Origin of the sequence: Kitasatospora sp. NPDC004745 (assembly GCF_042873275.1) — a bacterium.
Classification (GTDB): domain Bacteria; phylum Actinomycetota; class Actinomycetes; order Streptomycetales; family Streptomycetaceae; genus Kitasatospora.
The window spans coordinates 54,398-66,902 of sequence record NZ_JBIALK010000022.1 but is presented as its reverse complement, the minus strand read 5'-3'; the positions used below and the strand labels follow the sequence as shown (position 1 = coordinate 66,902).

The 12,505-nt window shown below is 73.6% G+C and carries 12 protein-coding genes and 1 pseudogene; 5 read left to right on the top strand and 8 right to left on the bottom strand.

Annotated elements, in window-relative coordinates; all coding sequences use genetic code 11:
- Nucleotides 1-124: 124 nt before the first annotated feature.
- Together ACFYUY_RS29345 and ACFYUY_RS29340 are read right to left on the bottom strand one after the other, a co-directional pair.
- Nucleotides 125-316 (bottom strand): DUF397 domain-containing protein, encoded by a 192-nt coding sequence (locus ACFYUY_RS29345; protein WP_387905073.1) that lies wholly within the window; start codon nucleotides 314-316, stop codon nucleotides 125-127.
- The gene (locus ACFYUY_RS29340) at nucleotides 309-1,175 is read right to left on the bottom strand and encodes a helix-turn-helix domain-containing protein (protein ID WP_387905071.1); all 867 of its coding nucleotides are present in this window, start codon (nucleotides 1,173-1,175) and stop codon (nucleotides 309-311) included. The genes ACFYUY_RS29345 and ACFYUY_RS29340 overlap by 8 nt, the downstream gene beginning before the upstream one ends.
- Nucleotides 1,176-1,423: 248 nt before the next feature.
- Between ACFYUY_RS29340 and ACFYUY_RS29335 the strand changes: the two genes are divergently transcribed.
- Both ACFYUY_RS29335 and ACFYUY_RS29330 read left to right on the top strand, forming a co-directional pair.
- Entirely contained in the window at nucleotides 1,424-1,786 is a 363-nt protein-coding gene (locus ACFYUY_RS29335) for an ATP-binding protein (RefSeq protein WP_360211960.1), read from the top strand.
- Entirely contained in the window at nucleotides 1,783-1,926 is a 144-nt protein-coding gene (locus ACFYUY_RS29330; protein WP_360211962.1) for a hypothetical protein, read from the top strand. Before ACFYUY_RS29335 ends, ACFYUY_RS29330 begins: the two co-directional genes overlap by 4 nt.
- A 61-nt stretch (nucleotides 1,927-1,987) precedes the next feature.
- Here the strand turns inward: ACFYUY_RS29330 and ACFYUY_RS29325 are convergent, their stop codons facing one another.
- The 5 genes from ACFYUY_RS29325 to hisC form a co-directional block, all read right to left on the bottom strand.
- Nucleotides 1,988-2,698 (bottom strand): hypothetical protein, encoded by a 711-nt coding sequence (locus tag ACFYUY_RS29325; RefSeq protein WP_360211964.1) that lies wholly within the window; start codon nucleotides 2,696-2,698, stop codon nucleotides 1,988-1,990.
- A gap of 7 nt (nucleotides 2,699-2,705) precedes the next feature.
- Nucleotides 2,706-3,926 (bottom strand): ABC transporter permease, encoded by a 1,221-nt coding sequence (locus ACFYUY_RS29320; RefSeq protein WP_387905066.1) that lies wholly within the window; start codon nucleotides 3,924-3,926, stop codon nucleotides 2,706-2,708.
- A complete protein-coding gene (locus tag ACFYUY_RS29315; protein WP_360211968.1) occupies nucleotides 3,923-4,726 on the bottom strand; it encodes an ABC transporter ATP-binding protein in 804 nt (267 codons plus the stop codon). The genes ACFYUY_RS29320 and ACFYUY_RS29315 overlap by 4 nt, the downstream gene beginning before the upstream one ends.
- A 2-nt stretch (nucleotides 4,727-4,728) precedes the next feature.
- On the bottom strand, nucleotides 4,729-6,141 hold the full coding sequence (locus ACFYUY_RS29310) for an efflux RND transporter periplasmic adaptor subunit (protein WP_387905063.1): 1,413 nt from the start codon (nucleotides 6,139-6,141) through the stop codon (nucleotides 4,729-4,731).
- A gap of 332 nt (nucleotides 6,142-6,473) precedes the next feature.
- Nucleotides 6,474-7,553: a histidinol-phosphate transaminase gene (gene hisC / locus ACFYUY_RS29305; protein WP_360211972.1), complete on the bottom strand. Its 1,080-nt coding sequence runs from the start codon at nucleotides 7,551-7,553 to the stop codon at nucleotides 6,474-6,476.
- Nucleotides 7,554-7,887: 334 nt separating this feature from the next.
- On the opposite strand from hisC, the gene ACFYUY_RS29300 reads away from it, so the two are divergent.
- From ACFYUY_RS29300 to ACFYUY_RS29290, 3 genes are all read left to right on the top strand, one after another.
- The gene (locus tag ACFYUY_RS29300; RefSeq protein ID WP_078859964.1) at nucleotides 7,888-9,045 is read left to right on the top strand and encodes a LacI family DNA-binding transcriptional regulator; all 1,158 of its coding nucleotides are present in this window, start codon (nucleotides 7,888-7,890) and stop codon (nucleotides 9,043-9,045) included.
- Nucleotides 9,046-9,158: 113 nt separating this feature from the next.
- A complete protein-coding gene (locus ACFYUY_RS29295; RefSeq protein WP_360211974.1) occupies nucleotides 9,159-10,391 on the top strand; it encodes a metallophosphoesterase in 1,233 nt (410 codons plus the stop codon).
- A 251-nt stretch (nucleotides 10,392-10,642) separates the two neighbouring features.
- Nucleotides 10,643-11,503, top strand: a complete 861-nt coding sequence (locus ACFYUY_RS29290) for a hypothetical protein (RefSeq protein WP_360211976.1) — start codon at nucleotides 10,643-10,645, stop codon at nucleotides 11,501-11,503.
- Between the two features lie 395 nt (nucleotides 11,504-11,898).
- Here the strand turns inward: ACFYUY_RS29290 and ACFYUY_RS29285 are convergent.
- Nucleotides 11,899-12,505: pseudogene (locus ACFYUY_RS29285) on the bottom strand (hypothetical protein); the annotation flags it as partial.

The following is a 12,505-nucleotide window of genomic DNA, read 5'->3' as shown; positions in this document are numbered from 1 at the left end:
GGACAGGACAGCCCGGCCGTCCGTGACATCCCTCCGGTGTGACCTGTGCCACCCGCGATCTGCAGGTCGACGACCCACCGCGCGGGAAGTCGGCCCATCCGACTTCCCGCGCGGCTACCGGAGGTCAGGGGCGGCGGTCGTACTCGCCGGCCTTCGCGGCCCGGAGGAGGGCGGCGAAGCGGGCCCGGGTGGTGTGGATGACGACGCCGCCGTCGTCGGACTCGCGGAGTGCGATCAGATCGTCGACGGAGCACACCTCGACGCACTCGGAGTTGGCACCGGAGTAACTGGACTTCTGCCAGCGCATGTTAGGCATATCGGCTTTCCATGTCCTTCTTGATGGATCGGATGAAGTCCCGGGACTCGTCCTCCGAGAGGGCCGCCGAGTCGATCCGGGCGAGCAGTGACCGGAAGCGGGCGGTGTGGGCCGGTGCGTCGAAGAGGACGTTGCCGACTCCCGAGTCCATCTGTGCGGTGTCGAGCTCCGGAATCGGGCCTTCGACGTACGTGAAGTTCTCGTGGGTGAGCGGAAGCGTGTCCACGTCGAACAGCACGACCCGGACCGAGTTGTTCGCCCGCTCGGAGGATTCGATGAGCGCGCCGAGTTGTTCGGCCTGGACCCGCGCCCCGCTGAACTGCATCCGCAGCGCCGCCTCGTGGATGTACGCGGCGTAGGGCACTTCGCCGGATCGGACGATCTTCTGCCGCTGCATGCGGAAGGAGGTTCGGAGGTCGACCTCGTGCTGAGGCAACGATGGGACGCTCCGGGCGAACACGGCCGAGGCGTAGGCCGTGGTCTGCAGCAATCCGGGGATGAACGCCATGGTGTACGTGGAGAGCCCGTGCGCCCGGCCTTCGATCTCGGCGATTTCGAGGAAGTCCTGGGCGAGTCGCCCGCGGTACTCCTCCCACCAGCCGCCCTTGTCGCGGTCCGTGATGATGTCGGCGAGTGCGTCGATCAGGGGCTCGTTGACGCACATGCACAGGGCGGCGATCGTCCGGAGGCGTTCGACGCTCACACCGGTCCTTCCGCTCTCCATCTGCGTCACATGCGCCGGGTTGATGCCCAGCGCACGGGCGAGCTGGCTACCGCCGAGGCCTGCCTGTTCCCGCATCCTGCGAAGTTCGGCACCCAGCCGCAGCTGACGGAGGGTCGGGTTCGGTCGAAGGGCCATGGGACCAGTCTGCCTCAGCGCAGCAGCCACGATCGGAGGAACTTCCCGCGGCTCGCCACAAATCTGTGGCGGGCTGCGCTATCGTCGTTTTCAGAGCGATCCGACGGATCGTCAGAGATGCCTATCCACCTGGCAGTAGGCGCGTGCTGCCCGCGCACCGAAGAGCAACCAGCCGACGTCCTGGCCTGGCTCACGGCGACATCCCCACCGCATCCCCTCTCCTCTCCTCTCCTCTCCCGGAGGTTCCCGTGTGCACCCGTAACTCCCCCTCCCTCACCCTCGCCCGGCAGGCCCTGCGGGACGCCCTCGCCCGATCGGGCTGGGACTCCGAGACCGTCCTCGCCGCCGAACTCGCCCTCGCCGAGCTGATCGTGAACGCCTGGCGGCACGGGGCCACCACCGCTCCGGTCGTCCTCTTCTCGCTGCTCGGCGGCACCCTCAGGGTCGTCGTCTCCGACGAGAGCGACGCGCTCCCCCAGCCCAGGACCCCGGCCGGTCTCGCCGAGACCGGCCGGGGCCTCCAGCTCGTCGAGGGCCTGACGCACCGCTGGGGCGTGGACCCGCAGAAGCGCGGCAAGAGCGTCTGGTACGAGCTGGACCGCGCCGCGTGAACCACCTCCGAGGGGTGGACCTCCTCGTCGGCGCCGTCCTCGCCGTCCTCCTCCTGCTCGCGATCGCCACCGTGGCACTCGGCGTCCTCGCCACGCTGCGGCTGCCGCGGCCGGACGACGACCGGGACGGGCTGCTCTGAGGACGCGTCGAGGCCCCCGCCCCGGAAGGGCGAGGGCCTCGCGGTCGTCCGGCCTGCCGGGTCAGCCGCCGGACGGGTTCCGGTTGCCCCCTCCCGCGCCGCCTCCGCCGAAGCCGCCGAACCCGCCGCCGGCTCCTCCGGCGGCGCCGGCCGCGCCCTCGACGAGCTGACTGGCCGTGTAGCCACCGTTGGCGTCGGGGGTGCCGACGACGGTCACGCTCTGGCCGGGGAGCAGGTCGGCGACCTTGCCCTCCTTGTTGAGCTGGACCTTCGTCGCGTCGCCGGTGGTGATCTTGACGGTGTTGCCGTTGGCGTCGGTGAGGTAGACGGTGGTGCCGTCGACGGCCTTGACCGTGCCGCGGGTGAAGCCCGCCTGCCCGCCCTGGCCCTGCCCCTGGCCGCCGGCGGCTCCGCCCTGGCCGCTCCGCCGGCCGCCGTTCTGCCCGCCGGCGTTCTGGCCGTTCTGGCCGTATCCGCCGCCCGCGGCACCGGCCCCGCGCTGCTGCCCGGCGGCGCCGGCCGCCGCACCGGCCGCCGCCGCGGCGCGCGGCGACGAGCCCTTCGTCGTCCCGTTGTTCTGCTGGTACCAGACCCCGCCCGCGAAGGCGCCGCTGGCGATCACGCCGCCGGCCAGCAGCAGGCTCAGCCAGGGCAGCTTGCGGCGCGGCGGCGCGGCCAGCTCGGCGGTGACGTCGCGGGCGTCCGGCGGGGTGGCGAGCAGGGCGACCTGCTCGGCCGGGCTGCTGGTCACCGTGGCGATCTCGTTGCTCATGGGGTCCCTACTCGTGCCGGAGGGCGTCGATCGGCCGCAGTGACGCGGCCCGGTTGGCGGGGTAGCTGCCGAAGAACAGCCCGATGGCGACGGCGATGCCGAACGCGCCGAGCACGGACTCGGGGATCACCACCGGCTTGATGCCGACGATGCTGAAGTGCGAGCCGGCGATGCCGGCGGCCACTCCGAGGCCGGCGCCGAGCACCGACAACAGGGTGGACTCGGTCAGGAACTGTCCGAGGATGACGGCCCGCGGGGCGCCGAGCGCCTTGCGGATGCCGATCTCCCTGGTCCGCTCGGTGACCGTCACCAGCATGATGTTGGTGATCCCGATCCCGCCGACGAGCAGCGAGATCGCCGCCACCGCGCCGAGCAGCACGGTGAAGGTCTTGGTGGTGCTCTCCCGGGCCGTGAGCAGTGAGGCCTGGCTGGTGATCCGGAAGTCGGCCTTGGTCGGGTCGGTGATCGCGTGGGTGCCGAGCAGCACCCGGGTGATCTCGGACTGGGCCGCGGTGGTGCTGTCCGCGGACGCGGCCTGCACCAGGATCTGGCTGACCGGGCCGAAGCCGGTGAAGGCGTTCTGCACGGTCGGCAGCGGGGCGACGACCACGTCGTCCGGGTCGGTGAAGCCCGTCCCGCCCTTGGCCGCCAGCACGCCGACCACGGTGAACGGGGTGCCGCCGAGGACGATGCGCTTGCCGACCGGGTCCTCGCCCGCGAACAGCTGCTTGGCGGTGGTGGCGCCGAGCACCGCGACCTTGCGCGAGCCGAGCACGTCGTCGTCCGTGAAGTACTCGCCGTGCGCGACCTTCTGGTTGGCGGTCTCGAAGTACGCCGGGTAGGTGCCGACGATCGAGCCGGGGCTGTACGAGATGTCCCCGTACAGCGCGGTGCCGCTGGTGGTCACCACGGGGGCGACCGACTTGATCGAGGCGGCGGCGTCGGCGTCGGTGGCCAGCGCCTTGGCGTCGTCGACGGTGAGCTTCCTGACCGCGGAGGCGGCGGCGCCGCGCGCCCCGCCGACCGCCGAACCGGAGCTGACGGTGAGCGAGTTGGTGCCGAGCGAGGTGATCGACTCCTTGACCGCCACCGACGAGCCGTTGCCGACGGCCAGCAGCAGGATCACGGAGGCGACACCGATCAGCACCCCGAGCATGGTGAGCGCCGAGCGCACCTTGTTGGCGCCCAGGCCGCCGACGGCGAAGCGGAGCATCTGCCAGAGGATCACGCCGGCACCCCCACTCCGTGCAGCATCGGCGGCGGCCCGTCCACCGGGGCCTGCCGGACGTCGCTGACGATCCGGCCGTCGACCAGCCGGAGCACCCGCTTGGCGTGCCGGGCGACCTCGTCCTCGTGGGTGATCAGGACGACGGTGCGGCCGGTGGTGTTCAGCGCGTCGACGAGGCCGAGGACCTCCTCGGTGGAGCGGCTGTCCAGGTTCCCGGTGGGTTCGTCGGCGAGCAGCATCGCGGGCGCGGTGACCAGCGCCCGGGCGACCGCCACGCGCTGCTGCTGACCGCCGGAGAGCTGGTTGGGCTTGTGCCCGGCGCGCTCGGCGAGGCCGACCAGGGAGAGCGCGGCCAGCGCCCTGCGGCGCCGCTCGGCGGCCCGGACGCCGGCGTAGGCGAGCGGCAGCTCCACCTGGGCGAGCGCGGTGGTGCGCGGGATCAGGTTGAAGGACTGGAAGACGAAGCCGATCTTGCGGTTGCGGACCAACGCGAGCTGGCCCTCGTCGAGGTGGCCGACGTCGATGCCGTCCAGCAGGTACCGGCCGCCGGTCGGGACGTCCAGGCAGCCGAGGATGTTCATCATGGTGGACTTGCCGGAGCCGGAGCTGCCCATCACGGCGACGTAGTCGCCTTGGTGGATGTCGAGGCTGACACCGAGCGGGCCGCCGGTCTCCGGGTCCTCCGGGCCGTGCAGGGCGTGCACGACGGCGTCGCCGTGCCCGTACGCCTTGGTGATGCTGCGCAGCTGGATGACCGGTGGCGGCGCCGCCGGGACGCGCTTGTCGATGACGTGACGCATGCTCAGCCCCTGCCGCCCCGGCCGGCTCCGCCGCCGCCGGTACCGCCACCGCCGCCGACGCCCGCCACACCGGCACCGGCGCCGCCGCGGCCGCCCTGGCCGCCGGCGCCCGGGAAGGAGGCGTTCGGGAAGCCGTTGCCGCCGCTGGTGGTGGGCAGCTCGACCCGGTCGCCCTCCTTCAGGCCGGAGACGACCTGGACGGTGGTGTCGCCCTCGACGCCGACGCCGACGGAGACCCGCTCGGTGGAAGCGTCCTGGTGGACCACGGTCGCGGTGCGGCTGGTGCCGGTGCCGGAGAGCGCGGCGGTGGGCAGCGACAGCGCGTTGTCCGCCTCGCCGGTGATCACCTGGACGGTGGCGCTGAGGCCGGTGCGCAGCGTGCTGGTGTCGCCGGTGATCTGCAGGGTGGCGGCGTACTGGACGGCCGACGAGCCGGCGCTGCCGGAGCCGCTGCTGGGCAGCGAGCTGACGGACAGGACGGTCGCGTTGAGCTTGGTGTCGGACTGCGCGTTCAGCGCGACGGTGGCCGCCTCGCCCTTCTTGAGCTTGAGCGAGTCCAGCTCGGAGAAGTTGGCGGTGACCTGCATCCCGGTCGGGTTGGTCAGCACGATGAACCCGCTCGGCGTGCCGCCCGAGGCGGTGCTGCCGCTCGACTTGGCCGTCGAGCCGGAGCTGCCGGCGGTGGACCCGCTGGAGCCGCCGGTGCCGACGGTGTCGCCGACCTTCGCCGAGACGGCGGCGACGGTGCCGTCCACCGAGGCGGTCAGGGTGGTGCCGGCCAGCGCGGCCTGGGCGTTGGAGAGGTTGGTCTGCGCGGTGGCGACCTGCTGCTGCGCCTGGGCGACGGCCGCGTCGTCGACCTTGGTGGTGGTGACGGTGGTGGTCTGCGGGGCGGGCACGGTGTTGGATCCGGACCCGCGTTCGCCGGAGCCGCCGGAACCGCCGGATCCGCCGCCGGCCGGGGCGGCCGGGGCCGTGGTGGTCGCGGCGGTGGGCGTCACCGGCACGGTGGTCGTGGTGGTGACGCCGGCCTGGGCCTTGGTGAGGTTGGCGTTGGCGGTGGTGAGGGCCGCCTGGGCGGCGTCCACCTGCTGTTTGGCGGCCGTGGTGTCGACGGTGGCGAGCACCTGGCCCTTCTTCACGGCGTCCCCGATCGCGACCTTGACCGCGGTGAGCCGGCCGCCGGTGGCGAAGTCCTGGGCCGCGTCGGTCGGCGAGACCAGGGTGCCGGTTCCGGACACGGTGGCCAGGACCGTTCCCTTGGACACGGTGGCCGTCCGGGCCGGGGCCTTGGCGGCGGCGGCGCTGCTGTTGCCGTTCAGGGTGGCGTACACCAGGGCGGCACCGCCCAGCAGAGCCACGCCGAGCGCGGAATTGACGAGGACGGCACCTCGCCGTCGCGGGAGCACCTTCATGGCGGACAGCTTTCCTGGGCGCTCTTGCGGAGTCCTGGGCGCCGGCTGGGAGGAAACTGGTGGGCCGGATCCGGGCATTCCGGGCGCAAGGACCGGATCACGCGGCCCGCTTGGCCGCGGCGTGGGCAGTCGTTGGCCGAACTCCCAGCGGGCTCCCAGCGATCCCCAGCCATCCGGCAGCGTCGCCGCCTGCTCCCGGGGCCCGGTGGCGCGGGGCGGGGCCGGCGGTCCGCGGGAACGCCGCAGGGGCGCACCGCGTGCGGTGCGCCCCTGCGGGTCGCTGCCGGCCCCGGGGGCCGGTGAAGGCGCCGCGGGCCGGTGACGGCGTCGGTTCAGAGCGCCTTGCGGAACGCCTCCGCCACCGAGAGGAAGATCGAGTTGCCCTCGGTCTCGCCGATGGAGACCCGCACGCCCTCCGGGAACGGCCGGACGATCACGCCCGCCTCGGCGCACGCGACGGCGAACTCCTGGGAGCGCTCGCCGAGCCCCAGCCAGACGAAGTTGGCCTGCGAGTCCGGGATGTCCCAGCCCTGGGCGCGCAGCCCGGCGACCACCCGGGTGCGCTCCTCGACCAGGGTGTCCACCCGCTCCATCAGCGCGGCCTCGGCGCGCACCGAGGCGACCGCCGCGTCCTGGGCGAGCTGGTTGACGCCGAACGGGACGGCGGTCTTGCGCAGCGCGTTCGCCACCGGCTCGTGCGCGATCGCGAAGCCGACCCGCATGCCCGCGAGGCCGTAGGCCTTGGAGAAGGTGCGCAGCACGCAGACGTTCGGGCGGTCCCGGTAGAGGTCGATGCCGTTGGGCACCTCGGGGTCGCGGATGAACTCGATGTACGCCTCGTCGACGACCACCAGGACGTCGGACGGGACGGCGTCCAGGAAGCGCTCCAGCTCGGCGCGGTGGATCACGTTGCCGGTGGGGTTGTTGGGGTTGCAGACGAAGATCAGCCGGGTGTTCGGGGTGATCGCGGCGAGCATCGCGTCCAGGTCGTGGTCACCGGACTCGGTGATGGGCACCGGGACGGGGGTGGCGCCGGCCACCTGGGTGATGATCGGGTACGCCTCGAAGGAGCGCCAGGCGAACATGACCTCGTCGCCGGGGCCGGCCGTGGCGAGGATCAGCGACTGGGCGACGCCGACCGAGCCGGTGCCGGTGGCGATGTGCTCGGCGGGCACGCCGAAGCGCTCGGCGAGCACCTCGGTCAGCCCGGTGACGGCCATGTCGGGGTAGCGGTTGAACGAGCCGGCCGCCGCGACCGCCGCCTCCAGCACGCCGGGCAGCGGCGGGTACGGGTTCTCGTTCGAGGACAGCTTGTAGGCGTCGGCGCCGGCCGGCTTGCCGGGCTTGTAGGTGGGGATGCCGTCGAGGGTCGGCCGCAGCCGCGGGCCCTGCGCTGACGTACCACTGCTCACGGTCGTACTCCTTCTTCTCTCTCCGGTGCGCTCGCCCGTCACCGGTGGGATCGCCACCGTGCCCCGGGATCTCGGAACGCGCCCGGACCACCCCGGTCGGGTGCCTTGAACGATACCGACCGCGCTCACCCGTAGGGGTGAGATGCCCGGTCGGCCGATGGGCGCAGATCAGCCATTCTGCCGGGTTCCTTTGGCACATGTCAGAGGTAAGACGGCTGGTTTCGTACGGGTATCGAAGGAGCGCACCCCGGCTCACTCGCGGAGAAACGTATCTCCAAGGGCTCCCGATGCGCCGGTCACAGACCCTTGTCAGGAGCCATACGATCGGTCCGCCATGACAGCAGCAGCCAACCAGAGCGGTCGGCGTCCCACCACCTCGCGGCGTCTGGAGCGGGCCGGCATCCGGGATGTGGCAGCAGCCGCCGGAGTGTCGATCACCACCGTCTCCGACGCGCTGAACGGCAAGGGCCGCCTGCCCGACGAGACCCGCAGCCGGGTGCGCGAGGTCGCCGAGCGCCTCGGCTACCGCCCCTCGGCGGCCGCCCGCACCCTGCGCACCGGGCGGTCCGGCCTGATCGGCCTGACCGTCACGACCTACGGCGAGGAACCCTTCACCTTCACCGAGTTCGCGTACTTCGCCGAGATGGCCCGGGCCGCCACCAGCGCGGCGCTCGGCCGCGGCTACGCGCTGGTGGTGCTGCCCGCCTCCTCCCGGCACGACGTCTGGGGGAACATCGCCCTCGACGGCACCGTGGTGATCGACCCGCCCGACCAGGACCCGCTGGTCAGCGAGCTGTACCGGTCCGGCGTCCCGGTCGTCAGCGACGGCAAGCCCGGCAACTGCCCGGTCACCGCCTGGGTCGACAACGACCACGAGGCCGCCGTCCTCGGCATCCTCGACCACCTCTCCGAGGCCGGCGCCCGCCGCATCGGCCTGCTCACCGGCACCAGCACCGACACCTACACCCGGCTCTCCACCGAGGCCTACCTCGGCTGGTGCGCCAAGGTCGGCCAGGAGCCGGTCTACGAGGCGTACCCCGCGCACGACCCGGCCGCGGGCGCCGTCGCCGCCGACCGGCTGCTCGCCCGCCCCGACCGGCCCGACGCCGTCTACGGACTGTTCGACCCCAACGGCACCGACCTGCTCGCCGCCGCCCGCCGCTACGGCCTGCGCGTCCCGGACGACCTGCTGCTGGTCTGCTGCAGCGAGAGCGACGTCTACGCCGCCACCGAGCCGCCCATCACCACGCTCTCGCTCAAGCCCCGCCGGATCGGCACCACCGTCGTCAACCTGCTCATCGACGCGATCGAGGGTGTCGACTCCGGCACCGGCGTCGACATCGCCCGGCTCTTCCCGCCGCGGTTCCGCACCGCCGGGACGGGCCCGCCCCCGGGCACCCTGATGCCGACCGAGCTGATCGTCCGCGCGTCCTCCCAGCGCCGGAGCCCGCGCACCACGGTCAGCCCGCCCCGGCCCCCGGGCGAGGTCTAGACCATAACGAGCCGGGACAAAACGGACCATGCGGGCGGCCCGGCTGACGCTCCGGAGGATTGGATACCCACCAGGTGACGACGCCGGGAGAGTGGTCTTCCTATGATGGGCGGATGACACCCGAGGACCGCTTCCCCGGGCCTGAACACCCCGACTCAGGCCCCCGCCACCAGCCGGACCTCGACGTGCTGCCGTACGGCACCTACTACGAACCGGAGCCGGCCACCGGCTACCCGGGCACGCCGTACGACGCGGAGACCTACAGCGGCTACGGCGGCGCCCGCTACCTGGAACAGCACTGGCCCGACGACGGACAGGGCCACGGCCACACCGTGCACGCCCAGGAGCACGGCCAGGAACACGCCCAGGCCTTCGCCCACCAGGACCACCCCGGCTACGAGCCGACCCTGCCCGACCAGCCCTCCCCGGCCCTCCAGCTGCCCGGCCGCGACGACCCGCCGACCATCGAGCTCGGCCCGCCGCTGCCCGACCCCTCCGCCCCCAGCTACCCGTACCCGGCCCCCGGCCCCGGCGAGCCCCCCGGCCCGCTCTACGTCGTCGGCGACGTGCACGGCTACCTGGAGGAACTCCGCGCCGAGCTGCGCCACCAGGGCATCATCGACGCCGACGGCCACTGGTCCGCCGGCCGCTCCCGGATCTGGTTCCTCGGCGACTTCACCGACCGCGGCCCCGACGGCATCGGCGTCATCGACCTCGTCATGCAGCTCGCCGCCGAGGCCGCCGCCGCCGGCGGCTACTGCCGCGCCCTGATGGGCAATCACGAACTGCTCTTCCTCGGCGCCGCCAGGTACGGCGACGAACCCGTCCAGTCCACCGCCGGCACGGCCTCCTTCCTCGCCGCCTGGCGCCTCAACGGCGGCCAGCAGCACGACCTCGAACGCCTCGAGGCGCACCACATCAGCTGGCTCTCCCGGCTCCCCGCCATCGCGCTGGAGGACGGCCACCTGCTGCTGCACTCCGACACCACCGCGTACCTGGAGTACGGCGAGTCCATCCCCGACGTCAACGACGCCGTCCACAGCCTGCTCGCGGACGAGGGCGTCGACGAGTGGTGGGACTGCTTCCGCCGCTTCACCAAGCGCTTCGCCTTCCGCGGCGACGCCGGGCCGACCGCCGTCCACGAGCTGCTCGACACCTACGGCGGCACCCGCATCGTGCACGGCCACAGCCCCATCCCGTACCTCACCGGCGCCGTGCACGCCGACGACGGCCAGCCCCCGCACATCCCCGGACCCTACGTCTACGCGGACGACCTCGCGGTGGCCATGGACGGCGGCGTCACCATGGAAGGGCGCCTGCTCGTCGCCCGACTGCCCGTCAACTGACCACCCCGCCGGGAGGCTTCCGGGCCCCGCCGGGAACACCTGTTCCCGGCGCCCGGGCCGCCGCGTGCGCGCGGCCCGGGGCGCGAAATTCCGGAAACCGACTGTCAGCACGGCCGCGCCCGCCCCTACCATGAGGCACACCACACCCGGCCGCCCGTCCGGCGGCCCGCCTCCGCGCCCGTTCCGGCGTCCCGGACGGCCCCCGCGGCCCCCGGGGCGGAGCGAACGGGGTCCGCACGAACGGGGTCCCCATGAACAACCCCCCGCCACTGCTCGCCGAGGACCGCCCGGAATACGAGCGCCTCCTCGCCGAAGCCCTGCGCGACCGCACCGTCCTCACCGCCCTGCGCGCCCCCGGCGCGCTCACCACCGACCAGCTCCGCGTCCGTGCCCTGCGCGACGCCGACACCATCGCCGCGGCCGCCGGCACCGAGTACGCGCACTACACCCGGCTGCGCGACGACCTGCGCGCCACCCCGCCCGTCCCCGAGGGCACCGAGCCCACCGCCCCCGGACTGCTCACCCAGCTGCGCTCCGCCGACGGCGGCGCCGGGCTCTTCCCCGTCCTCACCGTGCTCACCCCGATCCTCGCCTGGGCCGCCGCCCTCGTCCTGCTGCTGATCGGCTACCTGCTCCGCGCCGCCGACCCGGAGCTCGTGCTCGCCCGCTCCCTGCTCACCGCGGGCTGGATCGCCCTCGCCGCCGGCGTCGCCGCGATGGCCGTCGGCATCATCGGGCTGGTCCTCACCGCCGTGCGGGACGGCGCCGGAGCGGCCCCGGCCGGCACCGACCCGGAACTCGCCGCCGAACTCGCCGACGCCCGCCGGGAGTGGCGCACCGCGCTGCGCGACCGCGGCCTGCTGCCCTACCTGCACGCCGGCCTGCCGGCCGTGCCCGCCGCCCCCGCCGCGGGCGGGCCCGGCGTCCGGCCCGAGTTCAGCAGCCCCGACTTCACCGGGCCCGGCTACAGCTCCCCCTCGTTCACCAGCCCCGGCCCCGACGGCAGCGGCGACCCGGGCGTCCCCGGCCCGCGCCCCGCCTTCACCACCCCCGACTTCACCGGGCCCGGCTACAGCTCGCCCTCCTTCACCAGCCCCGACGACGTCCCCTGAGCCGGGGACGCGCACCGGCCCGAGGACGCCCCCGGGCCCGACCGGGCACCGGTCGGCCGCTGTCCCCCGACCCGGCCGGGGCACCGCGTACGCCGTCGCCGACGCTCACGCGCGGGCCGGGCAACCGGTCGAGGCGTTCCCCCGCCCGTCGGAGCGAGCCCACCGGCGGCCGCGCGCCCCGACGGGACCGCCCCGACAGAACGCCCCGGGAGGTGGCGGACCGCCCGGGGCGGTGCGACGGACCGGAGCGCCCGGCTCGGCTGGGACCGGAACGCGACGGGGCGCTGCTCCCCCGAAGGCCGTGGGCCTCGGGGAGCAGCGCCCGTCAGTCGATGCACAGTCCGTCGGTGGGAAGTGGACCCGCTCCGAACGCTCGACGACCGTCCCTGCGAGGGCTAGTGCCGACGCCGAGCTGCGGCTCGTCCGCTGCGCTTGACGAGGATGAGGATCGAACCTCCCAGGAGGACGGCGGCCGCCGAGCCGACCGCCATGACGATCGACTTGCCGGAGCCGGTGGCAGCGAGCGCTTGTCCCGACTCGTGCGGACGCACGACCGGCACACCCTGCTCATGACCGCCGTTGCCGTTGCCGTGGTCGGCCGGAACGTTGCCGTGACCGCCTTGGCCGTGCCCCTGATCACCCTGCTCGTGACCGCCGTTGCCGTTGCCGTGGCCGGTCGGAACGTTGTCGTGACCGCCTTGGCCGTGCCCGTGATCCCCCTGTTCGTGACCACCGTGCCCGCCCGGAGACTGGGGCGGACCGGCCGGGCCTGCCGGACCGGAAGGGCCTGCCGGGCCAGCCGGGCCAGCCGGGCCAGCCGGGCCGGGCGAACCATTGGCACCCGGCGAACCGTTGGCACCCGGCGAGCCATTGGCACCCGGCGAGCCATTGGCACCCGGCGAACCGTTGGCACCCGGCGAGCCATTGGCACCCGGCGAACCGTTGGCACCCGGCGAGCCATTGGCACCCGGCGAACCGTTGGCACCCGGCGAGCCATTGGCA